The 17,521-nt window shown below is 62.1% G+C and carries 15 protein-coding genes; 11 read left to right on the top strand and 4 right to left on the bottom strand.

All coding sequences use genetic code 11. From position 1 onward, the window contains the following. Positions 1-97: 97 nt before the first annotated feature. A complete protein-coding gene (locus tag ACGYLY_RS15150) occupies positions 98-649 on the bottom strand; it encodes a ribbon-helix-helix protein, CopG family (protein ID WP_395291236.1) in 552 nt (183 codons plus the stop codon). 323 nt (positions 650-972) lie between these two features. Here ACGYLY_RS15150 and ACGYLY_RS15145 point away from each other — a divergent pair, with 323 nt between their 5' ends. Further along, positions 973-3,993: a glycosyl hydrolase gene (locus ACGYLY_RS15145; protein ID WP_395291235.1), complete on the top strand. Its 3,021-nt coding sequence runs from the start codon at positions 973-975 to the stop codon at positions 3,991-3,993. 79 nt (positions 3,994-4,072) lie between these two features. Here ACGYLY_RS15145 and ACGYLY_RS15140 read toward each other — a convergent pair whose 3' ends face one another. Continuing rightward, the gene (locus ACGYLY_RS15140) at positions 4,073-5,617 is read right to left on the bottom strand and encodes an oligosaccharide flippase family protein (protein ID WP_395291234.1); all 1,545 of its coding nucleotides are present in this window, start codon (positions 5,615-5,617) and stop codon (positions 4,073-4,075) included. A 195-nt stretch (positions 5,618-5,812) separates the two neighbouring features. Between ACGYLY_RS15140 and ACGYLY_RS15135 the strand changes: the two genes are divergently transcribed. Both ACGYLY_RS15135 and ACGYLY_RS15130 read left to right on the top strand, forming a co-directional pair. Continuing rightward, on the top strand, positions 5,813-7,855 hold the full coding sequence (locus ACGYLY_RS15135; protein ID WP_395291233.1) for a copper-translocating P-type ATPase: 2,043 nt from the start codon (positions 5,813-5,815) through the stop codon (positions 7,853-7,855). A gap of 106 nt (positions 7,856-7,961) precedes the next feature. After that, positions 7,962-9,242, top strand: a complete 1,281-nt coding sequence (locus ACGYLY_RS15130) for an MFS transporter (RefSeq protein ID WP_395291232.1) — start codon at positions 7,962-7,964, stop codon at positions 9,240-9,242. A 56-nt stretch (positions 9,243-9,298) separates the two neighbouring features. On the opposite strand, the gene ACGYLY_RS15125 is transcribed toward ACGYLY_RS15130, so the two are convergent. Beyond that, the gene (locus ACGYLY_RS15125) at positions 9,299-9,949 is read right to left on the bottom strand and encodes a helix-turn-helix domain-containing protein (RefSeq protein WP_395291231.1); all 651 of its coding nucleotides are present in this window, start codon (positions 9,947-9,949) and stop codon (positions 9,299-9,301) included. A 220-nt stretch (positions 9,950-10,169) separates the two neighbouring features. Here ACGYLY_RS15125 and ACGYLY_RS15120 point away from each other — a divergent pair, with 220 nt between their 5' ends. Together ACGYLY_RS15120 and ACGYLY_RS15115 are read left to right on the top strand one after the other, a co-directional pair. Continuing rightward, positions 10,170-11,117 (top strand): NADP-dependent oxidoreductase, encoded by a 948-nt coding sequence (locus ACGYLY_RS15120; protein WP_395291230.1) that lies wholly within the window; start codon positions 10,170-10,172, stop codon positions 11,115-11,117. Continuing rightward, positions 11,118-11,756 (top strand): NAD(P)-dependent oxidoreductase, encoded by a 639-nt coding sequence (locus ACGYLY_RS15115; RefSeq protein ID WP_395291229.1) that lies wholly within the window; start codon positions 11,118-11,120, stop codon positions 11,754-11,756. Positions 11,757-11,806: 50 nt separating this feature from the next. Here ACGYLY_RS15115 and ACGYLY_RS15110 read toward each other — a convergent pair whose 3' ends face one another. Beyond that, a complete protein-coding gene (locus tag ACGYLY_RS15110) occupies positions 11,807-12,028 on the bottom strand; it encodes a hypothetical protein (RefSeq protein WP_395291228.1) in 222 nt (73 codons plus the stop codon). 250 nt (positions 12,029-12,278) lie between these two features. Between ACGYLY_RS15110 and trpS the strand changes: the two genes are divergently transcribed. The 6 genes from trpS (at position 12,279) to ACGYLY_RS15080 (ending at position 17,112) form a co-directional block, all read left to right on the top strand. Next, entirely contained in the window at positions 12,279-13,394 is a 1,116-nt protein-coding gene (gene trpS, locus ACGYLY_RS15105; RefSeq protein ID WP_395291227.1) for a tryptophan--tRNA ligase, read from the top strand. After that, positions 13,394-13,861, top strand: coding sequence for a GNAT family N-acetyltransferase (locus ACGYLY_RS15100; protein ID WP_395291226.1), 468 nt, complete (start codon positions 13,394-13,396; stop codon positions 13,859-13,861). Before trpS ends, ACGYLY_RS15100 begins: the two co-directional genes overlap by 1 nt. Before the next feature lie 45 nt (positions 13,862-13,906). Beyond that, positions 13,907-15,202 carry a PQQ-binding-like beta-propeller repeat protein gene (locus ACGYLY_RS15095; RefSeq protein WP_395291225.1) on the top strand — a complete coding sequence of 432 codons (1,296 nt, stop codon included), beginning with the start codon at positions 13,907-13,909 and terminating at the stop codon, positions 15,200-15,202. A gap of 55 nt (positions 15,203-15,257) precedes the next feature. Continuing rightward, positions 15,258-16,052 carry a creatininase family protein gene (locus ACGYLY_RS15090; RefSeq protein ID WP_395291224.1) on the top strand — a complete coding sequence of 265 codons (795 nt, stop codon included), beginning with the start codon at positions 15,258-15,260 and terminating at the stop codon, positions 16,050-16,052. A 410-nt stretch (positions 16,053-16,462) separates the two neighbouring features. Beyond that, the gene (locus tag ACGYLY_RS15085; protein WP_395291223.1) at positions 16,463-16,807 is read left to right on the top strand and encodes a helix-turn-helix domain-containing protein; all 345 of its coding nucleotides are present in this window, start codon (positions 16,463-16,465) and stop codon (positions 16,805-16,807) included. Continuing rightward, positions 16,804-17,112 carry a hypothetical protein gene (locus ACGYLY_RS15080; protein ID WP_395291222.1) on the top strand — a complete coding sequence of 103 codons (309 nt, stop codon included), beginning with the start codon at positions 16,804-16,806 and terminating at the stop codon, positions 17,110-17,112. Before ACGYLY_RS15085 ends, ACGYLY_RS15080 begins: the two co-directional genes overlap by 4 nt. The last annotated feature ends 409 nt before the right edge of the window (positions 17,113-17,521 follow it).

The following is a 17,521-nucleotide window of genomic DNA, read 5'->3' as shown; positions in this document are numbered from 1 at the left end:
GTCGTCACAAACCATAGTTCGAACTTAAAACCCCGCTAAGAACGGTGTGTATCGAAGTCGTACGGGGTATGAAAAGGTGTGAACGGATACGACGCGTTCATCCGTCGGCCCGAACTTCCGTCATGAGCACCTTCGAGACGCCCTCCTCCAGTTCGAGTTCGAACGGCAGTCCGGCGGCGCTCCGTTCGACGAACCGCGTCATGAACCACTTGACCGATTCGGTCGGGAACACGACGTGGTACGTGTCGCCGTGCGTTTCGCGGACGGTCAGAAAGCCGCAGAACGAGAGCCAATCGAGGAGTTCGCCGAGGGTATCGAAGCGGTGTTCGTACTCGCGGGCGTGATACCTCGACACTTGGTCGGCCAGTTCGAGGAAATCCGGGTCGGGGTCCCCGGTTTCGTCTTCGACGTAGTCGAGGAAGCAGTGGAGAAAGTCCACATCGAGCAGGACGTGTTCGCCGCTGGATAGCATCCGATGGTACGCTTCGAGGTTCGTCCCCGCCTCCGCCGTCGCGGCGTCGTAGTTCGCGGCGTAGAAGACGAGCGCCCGTCTCACGAGTTCGCTCTGGGGTTTCTCGGTTTCCCCCACCAGTTCGTCCAAGGCACCCTGTGCCTCGTCGTCGAGCGACACCGTTATGCGGTTCGTCATGAAGGACCATACTGAACGAGCGCATTTATGGTTTCGTTCGATTCGACGTTTCACGACCGACAGTTCCGTAACCGTTCGTCGGAAATTTTGGAAAACCTTCCACGCACGTCCCGCGTCGAATCGTCATTTTTGTTCTCGATTTCCCGTCCGGGGGGATCTCCCGACGATACCCGTCGATAGCTCCGGTGCCACCGGGTACACGGTTTCGTGTCTCGACCGGGATATTTTGCAGAGTTGACGGGTAGGGAAATAATTTTATCCATTGATATAGTAAATAATTTTTATCGCAGTATTCAGAAAATAACTGCGATCAGGATGCACGTATGAACGACCCTACCAGAGAAACGGACGACAGGCGGACGCGCCCGCACGAATCGAACGGACCGAACGACTCGAACGAATCCGACATTTCGAACCAGCACAACGACTCCCTCTCGCTGTCTCGACGAACGTACTTCAAAGCGTTCGGGGCCGCCGGGTTGGCCGGTTCGGTGATTCCAACGCCGGTACTAGCCGCGAGCGACATCCACGGCGTCGGCAACGGCAGTTACGCCGGTACGAAACCGTCGGGTGAGGACGGACCTCCAGCGACGCTGTACACCACCGGGAACGTCGCGGCCCCGATTCCCTCCAACGACTGGTGGTCGTCGGCGCTGGTAACCGGCTATTCGAACAACCTCTTTTTCCACCCCGGATACGCGCTGGCGAACGACTCCGGTCTCGACGTCGGCCATCCGACGACGTGGAACTATCCCAACGAGGACGCGAAGATGAACGTCCAGCGCGACTTCACGCTGGGTCACACCGCGGGCACGTTCGCGGACACGCGGGTCGACGGCCACAGCGATTGGTCGGTGACGCTCAAATGGGGCACGGGAACGGCCGCGACCCTCACAGCGTCGCTGACGAAGGGGTCGCCGTTCGTCTTCTGTGAGTACGAGGGGGGCGGTGCCGAACTCGGATTCCCGTCGGCTCCGACCGTCTGGGCCGACCGCGGGAACGTCCTCGGCCTGACCCACGACGGGAAACACTACGGCCTGTTCGCGCCATCGGGCGACGACTGGTCCGGCGTCGGGTCGGCGACGCTGACCAACGCCCTGTCGGGAGGTTACCTGTCGGTCGCTATCCTTCCGGACGGCACGACTTCGACGCTCGACGCGTTCGAGCGGTATGCCTACAACTTCGTCATGGACACCGGCGCGGGCGACGCGACCCGCGTTTCCCCCACGTACGACCGGTCCGCTGGCGAAATCCGAACGACCTACTCCTTCGCCACCGACAACAAACCGGAGAGCCAAGTCGGCGGGAACGCGACCATCACTGGGCTGTATCCGCATCACCACAAGTACACCGACGATGCGCTGTCGAGCTACACCTACGAGTGCCCCCGCGGCACGATGAAGACGCTGAGCGGGTCGTCGTTCACGACGACCCATCCATTCCGCGGCGTGCTCCCGTTTCTCCCCGACGAGGGGACGTACGACAGGTCGGAACTGGCGAGTTACGTCGACGACGTGTCGGCCAGCCTCGGCGGCAGCGACACCTACTCGACCGGGAAGGAGTTCGGACGGGCGGCGGAGGCCGCACCGATAGCGGACCAAGTCGGGAACGCGAGCAAACGGGACGCGCTCCACGACGCCATCCGGTCGCGATTGGAAAACTGGCTGACCGCGGAAAGCGGCGAGAGCGGCACACTCTTTTACTACGACGACGGGTGGGGAACGCTCATCGGCTACCCCGACTCGTACGGGTCGGCCAGCGGCATGAACGACCACCACTTCCACTACGGCTACTTCGTTCGCGGTGCCGCCGAGACCGTCCGAAACGACGAGTCGTGGGGCGACGACGGAAACTGGGGCGGGATGGTTGACCTCATCGTCCGCGACTACGCGAACTGGGAGCGGCCGAACCGGGACAACCCACGGGAACCCGCGACGAACCCGGCCGACTCGTTCCCCTTCCTGCGGAACTTCAGTCCCTTCACCGGCCACTCGTGGGCGTCCGGCACCGCGGAGTTCGCTGGCGGAAACGACCAAGAATCGTCCTCCGAGGCCATCAACGCCTACGGTGCGATGGTCCAGTGGGCGGTGTACACGGGGAACGACGAGATGTTGAACTGGGCGGCGTATCTCTACACCCACGAGGTGATTTCGGCCATGGAGTACTGGTTCGACGTTGACGATCAAAATCAGCCCGAGGGCTGGAGCCACGACACCGCGGGCATCGTCTGGGGCGTCAAGTACTCCTACGCGACGTGGTTCAACGGGGACGCCGAGGCGATTCACGGCATCAACTACCTGCCGTTCGGCGGCCACTCGCTGTATCTGGGGTGGGACTCCCAGTTGGCCGAGCGAAACTACTCCGAGGCGGTGGAAAACGACGACAACGGCGGCGACTGGAATCTCTGGCCCGACATCATGTGGAACTACCGCGTGTTCTCGAACCCGTCGGACGCAAAGAGCATGTTCCAAGCGAAGAAAAGCTCCTACTCGCCGGAGGCGGGCGAGACGAAAGCCCGAACCTACCATTGGATTCACAACATCGACGGGATGGGGAACCCCGACCCGTCCGTGACCGCGGACTATCCGCTGGCGTACGTCTTCGACGACGGGACGGAGAAGACCTACGTCGCCTACAACGGGGAGAGTTCGGCGATTACTGTGAGCTTCTCGGACGGAACGTCGTTGTCCGTCCCCGCCGACTCGATGGCGACGAGCACCGGCGGGAACGATGACGGTGGCGATTCGTCCGACACGACGGCACCGACGATGCCGTCGAACCTCTCGTCGCCGGGCCACACAGGGTCGTCCGTCGACCTCGACTGGAGCGCCGCGAGCGACACCGGCGGGTCCGGGCTGGACCACTACGCCGTTTACGTGGACGGTTCGCGGAGCCAGAACGTATCCGCGGGAAGCACGTCCACCACGGTTTCCGGCCTCTCGGGCGGAACGACGTACGATTTCTCCGTGACGGCCGTAGACGGTGCGGGTAACGAGTCGGGTGCCTCCGACACGGTCAGCGTCACGACAAACTCGTCGGGCGGCGATTTCAGTCAGAACGTCACCCGAATCGACGGGTCGGATAGCGATACGACCACCGACGAACTCTCCTTCGAATTCGTCTCGAACGTCGGTTCGAACTGGGTCGACCTCCACTACACGGTCAACGGGAGCACGCAGTACAACTACCGGATGAACAACCCGAACAGCGACACGCACACGCTCACAACGACACCGGATTACGTCGTCGGCGACTTCTCGTCCGGGGACGTCATCGACTACTACTTCACCTACGAGAACGGCGGCACCGGCAACGACACGGGAGGCTTCAGCATCACGTACTGACGAGCACGAACGTGGACTCCCGCGAACGGTCGAGTGCGCTTGTGGCGCGCGTTCGGAACTGCCGTCGAGGTACGCACACTCAACTCGGGATGTTTTCGGTCACGAACTCGCGGTCTTCCTGTTCGATACCGAGCAGATACAGGGAGCCTCCGAAGACGGCGAGACCGACGAGTCCCCCGACCGCGCCCTGCACGAGTGCGGCGATACCCGGGGACCCGATTCCGGCCACGTAACCCGCGAGAATGGATTTCGTGGCGAGCATGGCGATAGCCGTCGCCGCCCCCGCGAGGAGCGGTTTGACGTACTTTCGGGAGTACGGGAACAGGCCGACGGTGTACCACACCTCCACGACGCGGAGGACGTTGATGGCGACGATGACCGTCGCGGTGGCGAGCGCGGCCCCGATGAGGCCGTACTCCCGGATGAACAGGTAGTTGAGGACGACGTTACAGATGCCCAGCAGCCACTGGTTCGCGACCGTCAGGTAGTGGTTGTCGGTCATCATGAGCACGTATCCCGACGGGCCGACGCTCGCGTTGGCGAGTTGCGCGACGACGAACAACAACAGGACGCCCACGCCCTGTTGGGCGAACGAATCGCTGAACAGGACCAGCAACTCGCGGGCGTAGATGGCGGCCCCGATGGCCGGGAACAATCCCATCGTGAACGTCCACCGGGTCACGCGGCGGAACAACGCCTCCAAATCGTCCATCTCGCCGTCGTTGTACAGCCGGGACGCGATGGACGGAAACAGTTGATTGAACCCGCTCAGCGGCAGGAGGAGGATGCCGCCGAGCACCGTGGCGATCTTGTAAATCCCGACGGCGTCCTTCGTGGTGATGTACGCTCCCGCGAGGAAGCCCACCATCAGCAGGTCGACCTTGTTCGCGAGGACCTGTCCGGCGTGATTGAGCGTCAGCGGCAGCGAGAAGTCGTAAAACTCGACGAGTTCCTCGCGCGACGCGCCACGGAACGTGGGCGTGATGTCCGCCCGCGTCATCACCAACCACACGGCGAGACAGAAGGTGATGCACATGGCGACCACCGTCGCGGCGACCGTTCCGACCAGCGCGGCACCGAGGAGCAGCGCGATACCGACGGAGACGACGCGGACGAACGGAATCAGGACGTTTCGAATCGTGACCTGATATTCGGGGATTTCGAGGCTCTTGAACACGCTTTCGAAACAGCTCATCAGCGTGTTGAGCGGGAGCAGGAACGCGAACAGACGAACGACGTCCGTGAAGTACGGCCGATACGCCGGTTCCACGTATCCGGTTAGCCACGGTGCGAGGAGGTAGATGAGGATCCCTATGGCGACGCCCGCGACCAACGACGTGAGATAGGAAAGCCCCAGCATGCGCTGGCGTTTCCCCGGGTCGTCCTCGTACATCGGGACGAACTTCATGATGGCCTGATTCGTCCCGAGGTTGGTGAACACCTGCGCGAAAGTCAGGATGACCAACCCGAGCGTGTAAGCGCCGAACAGCACGCCGCCGAGTCCGCGAACCAGAATCCAGTTCAGCAGGAATCGAAAGACGTTGTCGAGGCCCTTTCCGGCCATGAAAAAGGAGGCACCTCGGGAGACCGATTTGAGCGACGAGTCGGAGGAGTTGCCTGCCATTCTGAGGGTAAGGCTATATGATTCGTCCCGATTATCTCTTCCGCTTTCGTTGCTGTCGGACGCTCTACCTGTCGAAAACGGTATTAAAAGTAAACGGCACACCGGCGCGAAGTGCAGATGCTTGATTACCCCTTTCCCGCCCATCGGACAAGTTGATACTCCGCTCCGTCGTACCCCCCTTTGGGGTGGGAACGAATGTCACACATCGAGGAACGCCGTATCGAGGAGCGACCGCCTCCCGAAGAACGTCACCACGCGCACGTGGACCACCGCGGCCACGAAGCCGTCTTCCGACGTCGATTTTGGGTCTGTCTCGTCCTGTCGGTACCGGTCCTCTACTTCAGCCCGTTCGTTCAGGAGTCGCTCGGATACGTCGCGCTTCGCTTCCCGGGGAGCGAGTCGATAACCCCGCTGCTCGCCGTCGTTGTCTTCGTGTACGGCGGGTTCCCGTTCCTCTCGATGGCGCGGGTGGAGTTCGAGAACCGCCAACCGGCGATGATGATGCTCGTCTCGCTCGCCATCACCGTGGCGTTCGTCTACAGCATCGCGGCGGCGTTCTTCCTGCCCGGGACGACGGGATTCTTCTGGGAACTCGTGACGCTGATCGACATCATGCTGCTCGGCCACTGGTTGGAGATGCGGAGCGTTCGCCAGGCCTCCGGCGCGCTGGACGAGTTGGCCCGTCTCATGCCCGACACGGCGGAGCGAATCGCGAGCGACGGCGAGACGGAGGAGGTACCGGTCGCCGAGTTGGACACCGCGGACCGCGTGCTGGTTCGCCCCGGAGCGAGCATTCCCGCGGACGGCGTGGTCGAACAGGGAGAGTCGTCGGCGAACGAGTCGATGATAACCGGCGAATCGCGGCCGGTGGGCAAGCGTCCCGACGACGAGGTCATCGCTGGAACCGTCAACAGCGGCGACGGAAGCCTTCGAATCCGGGTGGACGCGACGGGTGACGAGACGGCCCTCGCGGGCATTATGCGGCTCGTCGAGGAAGCACAGGGAAGCAAATCCAGAACGCAACTGCTCGCCGACCGGGCGGCGGGATGGCTGTTTTACGTCGCCCTTTCGGTCGCCGCCGTCACCGGAATCGCGTGGTTTCTCGCCACCGGTTTCGGCCTCGACGTGGTCGAACGGGTCGTCACGGTGCTGGTCATCGCCTGCCCGCACGCGCTGGGATTGGCGGTGCCGCTCGTCGTCGCCATCAACACCTCGATGGCCGCGAACGACGGCGTCCTCGTCCGCGACCGCATCGCCATGGAGGACGCGAGAACGCTCGATACGGTCGTCTTCGACAAGACGGGGACGCTGACGGAGGGCGAACAGGGTGTCGTCGCCGTCGAAACCGTCGAGGGGTGGACCGAGGACCGGGCGACGGCGGTTGCGGCGGCCGTCGAAGCCGATTCCGAACATCCCATCGCACAGGCGATTCGACGCCACGCACGCGACGAGGACGTTTCGCCCCCAACTGCGAGCGCGTTCGAGAACAGCAAGGGGCGCGGCGTTCGCGCAACCGTCGAGGACCGCGAAACGCTCGTCGGCGGGTCAAACCTCCTCGAACTGGTCGATGCGGACCTCCCGTCCGACCTCGTCGATTTCGAGCGAACCGCCGGGGAGAACGGACAAACTGTCGTCTACCTCGTCTCGGAGGGGCACGTCGTCGCCGGGTTCGCGCTGGCCGACCTGGTTCGGGACGAGAGCAGACGCGCCGTCGACGCGCTTCACGGGATGGGTATCGAAGTCGCCATGCTGACCGGCGACAGCAAAGCCGTCGCCCGGGCCGTCTCGGAGGAGTTGGGCATCGACACGTACTTCGCCGAGGTGCTGCCCGACGAGAAGGACGAGCGCATCACGGACCTCCGGGAGGAGGGAAAGCGGGTGGCGATGGTCGGCGACGGCGTGAACGACGCACCTGCGCTGACGCGGGCCACCGTCGGCATCGCCATCGGGAGCGGCACCGACGTGGCCATCGAGTCGGCGGACATCGTCCTCGTGGAGAACGACCCGCTCGACGTGGTGAAACTGATCCGACTCAGCCGCGCGAGCTATCGAAAGATGCAGGAAAACCTCGTGTGGGCGACCGGATACAACGTCTTCGCACTTCCGCTCGCGGCGGGGATCCTCGCACCGTTCGGAATCCTCCTCTCGCCGGCGATCGGTGCCGTGTTCATGTCCGCCAGCACGGTCATCGTCGCCATCAACGCCCAGCGGTTGCGACGGGTGGATTTGACGGTTTGACGGTCCCGTCTCGCGTTCGAAAACGCCTCCCGCCCCGGAAAAACCGGACAGATTGGCCCCACATCCGCCCGTTTAACCGCCCGCAGAACGTGGGTCGAACCACGCAATGTCTCCGCGCTATCGGTCTCTATCTCGGCAGGTTCGGGGGACGCTCGACGGTCTTCGCGGCGACGGTCGGGGATGGCTCCTACTCGCCATCGCGATCGGGTGGGCGTTCACGCTCGGGATGCGGTTTATCATCCCGACCCTGTTGCCACAAATCGAGGCGACGTTTCACATCTCGGATGCGTACGCCGGACTCGCCATCACGATCCTCTGGATAGGCTACGCCCTCATGCAGTTTCCCGCCGGGGTGTTGGTCAACCGCCTCGGCGAGCGCCGACTGCTGACCGCCAGCCTCTGTCTGTCGGGCGTGAGCATGCTCGTCCTCGGGTTCGCGCCGCTGTTCGGCGTCTTCTTCGTCGGCAGTGCGGCCTACGGACTCGGCTCCGGATTGTACGGCCCGAGTCGCGGAACCGTCCTCTCGCGCACGTTCACGCGAAACGCGGGCGCCGCCTTCGGCGTGACGCTCGCCATCGGCAGTCTCGGTTCCGCCTTCCTCCCGAACGTCGCGGCGGGCGTCGTGGGTGCCGTTGGATGGCGGGCCATCCTCGCCGGATTGGCGGTTCCGTTCTTCGTCATGGCGGCGTTCGCGTGGCGCGTCGTCCCCGAACGCCCGTCCGAGGACGAGCAACCGAGTGACGACAAATCGAGCACAGCGTCGGAACGGGATTCCGATGCCGTTTCCGACGGCGGCGAATCCACTGCGTCCGCACTGCCGGATTTCGGCGAACTCCTCGGAACCCTCTCGGACCGTTCCATCCTGTTGGCGACCGTCTCGGTGGCAATTCTGCTGTTCGCCTATCAGGGTATCACGGCGTTCCTGCCGACGTACCTCCAAACGAAAGGACTGAGTCAGAGCACCGCCGCCCTGCTGTTCGGGTTCATGTTCGTCACCGGTGCCGTCTCCCAAATCGTCGCCGGTAGCGCCGCGGACAGGATCGGAATCAAACCCGTCCTCCTCGCCGTCACCGCCGTCGGAGTCGTCGCCCCCATCGCGCTCACGTTCGTCTCGGGAACCCTCGCCATCGCCGTCGTCGTCGGGGTTCTCGGCACGCGAATGGCCGTCAACGCCGTCACGAACTCCTACATCATCGGCGCGCTCCCCGACCACATCGAGGGCTCCGCGTGGGGGTTCATCCGAACCGGGTTCTTCCTCGTCGGTTCGCTCGGTTCCACGTTCATGGGGTTCTTCGCCGACGCGAACCGCCTCAATACCGCCTTCGTCATCCTCGGCGCGCTGTCGGCGGTGGCGCTCGGTCTGTACGCGTTGTTGCCGAGCGAATAATTTTCGCCGCTCTCACTACGGCGTCCGACGGCAGTAGCCGAGCCGAAATCGGGCTTTCAAGCGAGGAAATCGAACGCTCGGGCTTCGATCTTTCGCATGTGTTCGCTGACCGTACTCGCGTCGATTCCGACGCGCTTTGCGATTTCGCTATGGGTGGTGCGCCGCGGGTTCTCGTAGTAGCCGAGTTCCATGGCGATCTCCAAAATCTCCCGTTGACGGTCGGTCAACAACCCAGAGAGATCGTTCGTCCCCGCCGAGTACGCGCCGATCCGCTCGACGGTGATGTCGATCTCGTCAGGGATCTCCGCGAGCGCTCGCTGCAATATCTCGTTCGTCTCGCCGATCATGGTCATGCGGATTTCGTCCTCGGAGACGTATTCGATGGACTCGAAGAACACCTCGTGTTCATCGAGGGGGCGGATGATTCCACGCATCTGGTCCGGAAGCCGACTGTGAAGGTACATGAGTCCGGTACCGTCTCCCTCGTCCGAAACGCTGTACTCGATCACGCCTGGATTTTGTTCGATCAACTGACACGTGCGGCCGGGATCACCGTGGATGTGAGCTAACATGACCATCGTTCCGTCATCCAGCACGTTGAAGTGGAGGATCGATTTCCGAGCGGGGGCGGATTCGGTAGCGTGCAGTCCGTGAACAGTCGGGTGGAATCCGCCGGACCGCGTTACGTCGAACGTTATCGATCTCATGAGTGTTCGTGTTTGTGTGGCCGATTCGATCGGTACACCGTGCTATTGGGTACGAGACGGTTAGTTAAATACTACCCCATTTGTGGGGCTATCGGCTCATCCGAACGAGGGGCGTAGCGTTCGATGTGGTTAGACGCCGATGCTACGAATCCGACGGCACGGACGATAAACACGTCCGGTACAGTGCAGCACGGCGGTACAAATTCAGGAGCGATCATAGATGAAAGCAGTACGTGTTCACGAGTTTGGTGATGTATCGAACCTTCGGTACGAGGAGATAGAGACGTCCGAACCGGCCGCCGACGAGGTACGTGTCAGGATTCACGCGGCCGGTGTAAATCCGGTCGACTATAAGATTCGCCAAGGAGCCCCATTCCCCATCGATCTCCCCTGGATTCCAGGGTGGGATATCGCTGGCGTCGTAGACGAAGTCGGGACGGACGAAAGCGAGTTCGAACCGGGAGACGAAGTGTACGGGATACTGCCGTTTCCCGGCGACGGTGGCGCGTACGCGGAAGCGGTCACGGTTTCCCCGACGGAGGGAAAACTCAGTCAGAAACCGGAATCGCTCTCGTTCGAGGAAGCGGCCGCGGTTCCAATGGCGGGACTCACCGCGTGGCGGTCGATGCAACTGACCGATCTCCAAGCCGGTCAGCGTATACTGATCCACGCTGCGGCGGGCGGTGTGGGTCACTTCGCCGTCCAGTTCGCAAAGCACCGGGGCGCCCACGTCATCGGTACCGCCTCCGGGTCGAACGAGGAATTCCTCCGCGATCTAGGTGTGGACGAGTTCGTCAACTACCGCGAGGAGCGCTTCGAGGACGCCGTCGAACCGGTCGATGTGGTGATCGACGCAATCGGTGGCGATACCTTCACTCGCTCGCTCGAAATCGTGAAGGAAAGCGGGGTCATCGACAACCTCCCGCTGAACCTCACGCCGGAACAGGAGGTGGCAGCGGACGGGCACGGCATCCGCGTGGTTCAGGCGGATACCCTCGACAGGGAGTGGCTCGACGAGATTACCGAAGTCCTCGACGACGGTACCGTCGCGCCGACGCTCGATACGGTGTTCCCGCTGGCCGAAGCCCAGCAGGCACACGAATTGAGCGAGGAAGGACACGTCCGCGGGAAGATCGTTCTCAAGACGAGCGAGGGGGACGAGAACTGAATGGAAGTCGTCGTGTTCGGGGCAACGGGTCGCGTCGGTCGGCACGTCGTGGATACCGCGTTGTTACGGGAACACGAGGTACGAGCGTTCGTTCGAAGCCCGGAGAAAGTGGATCCGATCCACCGCGAAAACGGTCATTTGTCCATCGTCGAGGGTGACGTCCTCGACACGGACGCGGTCGAACGCGCCGTTCGGGGAGCCGATGTCGTGCTCAGCGCGCTTGGACCCGCAGAGGGTTCCCCTGTCGACGTAGCGATTCGGGGCGGGAAGAACATCTTCGCTGCGATGCGAACTCACGACGTTCCACGGGTCGTGATTCTCGGCGGCAGAATTATTCCTCATCCAAAAGATCCGTTCTCGGTTTCGGGACGGGTTCTCTCATCCGCGGCAAACCTCGTCGCAAGCGATTTCATCGAGGGAGGGGAACGGTTCATGCGAACGCTCGCAGCAAGCGATTACGAATGGGTCATGGTTAGGCCGCCGTGGCTGCGGAGCGGCCCACGCACTCGTGACGATCGAACGGGATATCTCAAACTCACCACCCTGTCGACGGTCTCACGGGCTACTGTGGCGGCGTTCATGGTCCGAGCGGCGGAGACCGACAAATGGGTCGGTGAAGCACCGATGATCGCCAACTGAACAAGGGGGATCAACGAAATTGTCGAGTCGAGTCCGCTTTCGACTCCGTTCTACTCGTCCAACTCGCTCGCGACCGAGAGCCACCAGAGGTGGCCTCGGCCGCGCGCTTCCGTGTTTTCGAGCACGCCGTCGGCCACCAACTCGTCGAGTCGGTCGCGAAGGCTCTCCCGGGAGACGCTCATCTCGTCCGCGAGATACGTCGTGTTCACCACCGGCGCTGGCGCGTCTCGAATCGCGGCAACGATATCCTCTTGGGCGATCTCGGCGGGCATGGGTGGTTTCACGCTTTCCACGGCAAACAGCGATTCGGCCGAATCGCTCGTCCGGCCACTCGCGTTTGCTACCCTTTCTCACGCCCGCGAAACCCTTTTGCCTGCAACTCCCGGAGTAGCAACCGGCATGTCTTCGTTCGCTACCGCCGGTGGTCGATTTTGGCCGACCACGGCATAGTCCACTGATGCTGTCGTATCGTTCTACTGCCATCCCAACGCCCGTTAGCCGTTCGCTCGGCGGTGGTATCAAATGACTGACATCGACCCGTGGGGAGACGTGGAAATCGCCGACTACGGGAGGACGATGGAACGGTTCGGCATCGAACCCATCGCCTCCGTCGCCGATAGGCTACCGGATAACCGCCTCGTCAGACGCGGTATCGTCTTCGGCCAGCGCGACCTGGAAACCGTCCTCGACGCGCGCGACAGGGGCGACCCGTTCGCGGTCATGACCGGCCTGATGCCCTCCGGGGTCTTCCACTTCGGGCACCTCGCCGTCCTCGATCAGGCGCGCATGTTTCAGGAGATGGGGGCCGAACTCACGCTCTGTGTGGCCGACATCGAAGCCTACGCGACGCGCGACATCCCGCTCGACGAGGCTCGGGAACTCGCCGTCGAGGAGTACCTGCTCAACTACGTCGCATTGGGCCTCGACCTCGACGCGACCGACTTTTACTTCCAGTCGGAGGCGGGCAACGATCACCTCGTCCGGAGCAAACTGTTCTCGCGGTACGTCACGCAAAACGAGTTCGAGGCCACCTACGGAACCGCCGCGCCCGGAAAACTCGCCTCGGCGCTGACCCAGTACGCCGACATCCTCCGTCCGCAGGCACCCGAAAACGGCGGGCCGAAACCGACCGTCGTCCCCGTCGGCATCGACCAAGACCCGCACGTTCGACTGACGCGGGACGTCGCGAGTCGCTACCGCGAGACCGCGTACGTAAAACCGGCGAGTACGTACCATCGGTTCATGCGCGGATTGCAGGGCGGGAAGATGAGTTCGTCGGACCCGACGAGTTACATCGCGCTCACGGACTCCGTTTCCGAGGCGAAACGCAAAATCGACGCGGCCAAAACCGGCGGACGAACCAGCGTTGAGGAACACCGGGAAAAGGGTGGGGTTATCGAGGAGGACATGGTGTTCGAACTCCTCGCGTTCCACCTGATTCGGGACGACGACGAGTTGGCCCGTATCCGCCGCGAATACGAATCCGGCGCGATGCTCTCCGGCGAACTGAAGGAAATCGCAAAAGAGCGCCTCGAAGTGTTCCTGCGCGAACACCACGAAAACCGCAAAGAGGCCCGTCCGAAAGTCGAAGCATACCTCGAAGAGCGGACCGAAACGGGATTCGGGGTGGACACCTGATGCGAATCCGGCGACTACGGGGTTCCGAACTCGTCCGGTTCGTGGACGAACTGTGGCTTCCCTTCGCCCGCGAAATGGCGGCCATGGACGACTTCGACACGCTCGCCGACAGCGGCGTCAGGGAGACCGTCTTCTCCTATGTGAAAGACCGCTTTTCGGACGATGATATCGCCACGTTCGTCGCCGAGGAAGACGGGTTGGTCGGCTACGTTTCGGTCGAGAAGCGGTCTTCGCCGCCGGTGTTCGCCCGCGGGCCGCGAGGATACATCGACGGCCTGTTCGTCCGTGTGGACCACCGGGAGGAAGGCATCGCGAGCGCGCTCCTCTCGCGGGCCGAAGCGTGGGCGCGGCGACTGGAATGTGAGTTCGTCTCGCTGGACGTCCATGCGGACAACCACGTCGCCCGGTCGCTCTACCGCCGCGCCGACTACGTGACGAAGCGATACCGGATGACGAAACGGTTGTAACCTCGATAAGAAAGCTTATGCTCGCCATTCCGACTCGTTAAGTCAATGCCCTCCAGACGCGACGTTCTCGCCGCCGTCGGGGCCGGTTCGGTCGGTCTCCTCGCCGGGTGTACCGGCGACGACCCCGTTCGGGGCGACTGGCATCGCGCGGGTTACGACGACGGGAACACCGGCGACGCCCGGCGGCACCGCGGGCCGAAATCGAACCCCGTGGTGAAGTGGTCGGCCCGCATTCCCGAGACCTACAACGTCTCGTCGCCCATCCTCGTGGACGATTCGGTGTACGTCGGTTACGGCAACGACGAGTTTTCGAGCGGTGCCGATACCGTCGGCGTGCGCGTTCTCGATATCGAAACCGGAAAACCGAAGGACGATTTCGAGGTTGCGACGTCTCCACGCGACGCCACCGAAAACGGCGCGACCTATTTCGATTCGGTCGTCCACGCGAACGGAAACCTCTTCGTCCAGTGTTTTGACGGCCTCCACAGTCTGACCACCGACGGGAAGAAACGCTGGCACGTCCCGATGCACGGCGGGCCGACCAACGGTGGCCTCCGAACGGCCCATTCCGTCGTCACCGACGGACTCGTCTACGCGCCGACGGCGGGCATCACGGCGGACACCGACGGCCCGAAGGCGAAGGAAGCGCTGTACGCCATCGACGACTCGTCCGGGCAGGTCGTCTGGAAACACGTCCCGCGAACGGACGAGCAGGGATGGACCTTCCCGCCGGCGTACGCGAGGGGCGTCGTCTACCTCTCAGTACTGGATTACGGCGTCGTCGCGCTGAACGGGAAATCGGGACACGTACTGTGGAAAAAAGAGCTAGCGGCCAACGGCCCGCCCGTCTTCGCGGACGGCCGCGTCTTCGTCTCGGGGGAACTCCCTAGCGGGGAGGCGTTCGTCGTCGCGCTGGACGCGGGAACCGGAGACGAGCAGTGGCGGGTTTCGGGTCGCGGGACGCGCCTCGGCCGCCGATTGGGTGTGGCGCACGGGAGTGTGTACTTCACCGAAAACCTCCGAAACTTCGTCGCGGTGGACGCGGCGACGGGTGACGAACTGTGGCGACACAACTACCCGTCGGGTATTGAGCGTTCGACGCCCGCCATCACGGACGAGGGGATGTACGTCGCTGTCGTGAAAAACCGGTCGGACGACGGAATCGCCGTTTTGGACCCGAAAACGGGTGAGGAAGTCTCGTTCGGGGCCATCGAAAACGGGAACGGACTCGAATCCTCCATCGCGCTGTCGGACGGCCTCGCCGTCGTCACCGCGAACTCCGACACCGTGTACGCGTTCGAGTCCTGCGGCTTTTCGCTCGCCGGTCACTGTCTGTCCTAACCCGGACGTTTCCGCGGTACTGAAATTTATGCTCTCCGAGCACCCTTCCTTTCACATGTATCTCGCCGATAAGACGTGGCCCGAACTCGGGGATTACGTGGCCAAGGAAACCGTGGCGGTCGTTCCGTTGGGTTCGACCGAACAGCACGGCCCGCACCTACCGCTCGCGACCGACCACCTCATCGCGGAGGCGTTGGCCCGCGAGGCGGCGGACCGCGCGGGCTACCTCTGCACGCCGACCATCAACGTCGGCGTCAGCACGCACCACATGCAGTTTCACGGAACGATGTCGGTGGACCCGCCGCAGTTCCGCGACTACGTCGAGAGCTTTTCGCGCAATCTCACGTACCACGGCATCGACCGAATCGTCTACGTCAACGCCCACGGCGGCAACATGCAACACCTCCGCGAAGTCGGCCGCCGCCTGCGCGAGGACGAGGTGGCCTTCGCCGTCGAGTGGATGTGGGACGAGTCGATTCCCGAACTCGTCAGCAGCATCTTCGAACACAACGGCCCGCACGGCGGCCCGAAGGAGACGGCGATGATCATGCACATCGCGCCGGAACTCGTGCGCGAGGACAGGTTGGAAGAGGCCCGCGACGGCGGACTGGTGAACCTCTTGGACGGAAACCCCACGATTCACGGCGCGCGAAACTACTACGACGCCATCGACAACAGCGAGAACGGCGTCTTCGGCGACCAGACCGACGCGACGCCGGAAAAGGGCGCGGAACTCTTCGAAGCGGCGACCGACCAGTTGGTCCAGTTGCTCGATTGGCTGGACGACGCACGGTTTTCGGACCTGATGGCGAAACCGCACGTGGACCCGCAACCCGGCAGTCGGCGGTAGACGAGTGTATTGTTCGACAGAATGTTTTCCAACTGGAATGGGATTTTACGGACATAGATAGAACCGATATCGGCAGTGTTCCCTTCGGCCTCGTTGGTGTAGCCTCCTCCTCCTCCTCCTCCTCCTCCTCCTCCTCCTCCTCCTCCTCCTTCGACTCGCAATCGCACCGCTTCGGGTTCGCCGGGGCTCTTTTCCGCACTCATTGGTATCGGCTTCTCGCGCTCGGCCGTGAATATTCTCGAAGGGTCACCCCCCGGAGAACTCCTGTCGAGCGGTAGTTGTCCCCGTTATTGCAGTTCTCGCGCTCGCCATTGAGATTAGCGTATCTTTCGATGCAAAAACAAGGTGGTTCTTTCACGGTCTGAAACTCCCCATCTCATTTTATGTCATTGTCTGTGAAACACGGAGTCGTGAGCAAGGATATTGACCCCGCGACGCTATTCGCCCTCCTTGATGACGAGTACGCCCGACACATTCTTGCTCACCTCAACGACAAACCAATGTCAGCCAAAACACTGAGCGAACGGTGTGACGCCTCGCCGCCCACGATTTACCGACGTATCGACCGTCTGAAATGCTGTGGCCTCCTTGCAGAAGAGACACGACTAGACGAAAACGGAAACCACTATGCTGTATACGAGTCGCGCTTCCACTCGCTCGGGGTAAGGATAGTGGATGGCGAATTCACCGTTGACCTCTCCCGACGTGAGGATCCCGCTGACCGTGTGACCCATCTTTGGGAGGAAATGCGATGAGCTTGTTCCCCACTGCACGCGAATTAATGGAACCGTGGATGATAGCGAATTTCGTGCTTTCGATCGTCCTGAGCCTCGTCATCGTCTATCAAACCTTTCGTGGCTATCGTCGCCATGGAAGCCGTCCAATGCTATTTCTCGCCCTTGGTGTGGTCCTTATCACCATTGTGCCAACTGTCGTCTCGCTTGTCGCGGCACAATACGTGAGCGCAGTAGTGTTCGGCTCTACGATTGCCCCTCTCTCTCAGAGCATTCGAGTTGTTGGCCTTACGAGCATCGTCTATTCGTTGTATGTGCGGCGCTAATTCACTGGTCGGACAAGTAGCCGTTATAAGTGTGAGTAGGCCAGTGATGGGACACCCACATCACCGACCGCGAATGAATCCAGAGAGCGGGAGCGATTTGCGTTAGCTAATTTGTGCTTGAGTTGGTGTGTCGCTCTAGATGTGACGTTTTTCGAGTGATTTGCTGCTCCATGTCGCACTAAGCAGGACAAAGAGAGTCTGCCAAGCGTATCGAATTTGTATACTGCCGCTTATGCTGCCCACAGGAAGACAATCACCCAAATCGGCCAAAGTTGCGAAATCGACCTCGCCACCGTCGTACGTTCTACTTCGGTTATCAAATCAATCACGCATCTCGAAACGAGTCGAAATCCCAGACGACGGACTGTTTTCGAATACGGTGCGACACGCAAAGCGACGATTCTACACT

It is taken from the genome of Haladaptatus sp. CMAA 1909 (assembly GCF_043952005.1).
GTDB lineage: Archaea > Halobacteriota > Halobacteria > Halobacteriales > Haladaptataceae > Haladaptatus.
The sequence above is the reverse complement of the archived record's forward strand: the minus strand, read 5'-3'. Positions and strand labels throughout refer to the sequence as shown.

Bases quoted from the DNA above. Each gene is read 5' to 3' on its own strand.
- ACGYLY_RS15150 (WP_395291236.1), bottom strand. From the start codon at position 649: ATGACGAACCGCATAACGGTGTCGCTCGACGACGAGGCACAGGGTGCC.
- ACGYLY_RS15145 (WP_395291235.1), top strand. From the start codon at position 973: ATGAACGACCCTACCAGAGAAACGGACGACAGGCGGACGCGCCCGCAC.
- ACGYLY_RS15140 (WP_395291234.1), bottom strand. From the start codon at position 5,617: ATGGCAGGCAACTCCTCCGACTCGTCGCTCAAATCGGTCTCCCGAGGT.
- ACGYLY_RS15135 (WP_395291233.1), top strand. From the start codon at position 5,813: ATGTCACACATCGAGGAACGCCGTATCGAGGAGCGACCGCCTCCCGAA.
- ACGYLY_RS15130 (WP_395291232.1), top strand. From the start codon at position 7,962: ATGTCTCCGCGCTATCGGTCTCTATCTCGGCAGGTTCGGGGGACGCTC.
- ACGYLY_RS15125 (WP_395291231.1), bottom strand. From the start codon at position 9,949: ATGAGATCGATAACGTTCGACGTAACGCGGTCCGGCGGATTCCACCCG.
- ACGYLY_RS15120 (WP_395291230.1), top strand. From the start codon at position 10,170: ATGAAAGCAGTACGTGTTCACGAGTTTGGTGATGTATCGAACCTTCGG.
- ACGYLY_RS15115 (WP_395291229.1), top strand. From the start codon at position 11,118: ATGGAAGTCGTCGTGTTCGGGGCAACGGGTCGCGTCGGTCGGCACGTC.
- ACGYLY_RS15110 (WP_395291228.1), bottom strand. From the start codon at position 12,028: ATGCCCGCCGAGATCGCCCAAGAGGATATCGTTGCCGCGATTCGAGAC.
- trpS (WP_395291227.1), top strand. From the start codon at position 12,279: ATGACTGACATCGACCCGTGGGGAGACGTGGAAATCGCCGACTACGGG.
- ACGYLY_RS15100 (WP_395291226.1), top strand. From the start codon at position 13,394: ATGCGAATCCGGCGACTACGGGGTTCCGAACTCGTCCGGTTCGTGGAC.
- ACGYLY_RS15095 (WP_395291225.1), top strand. From the start codon at position 13,907: ATGCCCTCCAGACGCGACGTTCTCGCCGCCGTCGGGGCCGGTTCGGTC.
- ACGYLY_RS15090 (WP_395291224.1), top strand. From the start codon at position 15,258: ATGTATCTCGCCGATAAGACGTGGCCCGAACTCGGGGATTACGTGGCC.
- ACGYLY_RS15080 (WP_395291222.1), top strand. From the start codon at position 16,804: ATGAGCTTGTTCCCCACTGCACGCGAATTAATGGAACCGTGGATGATA.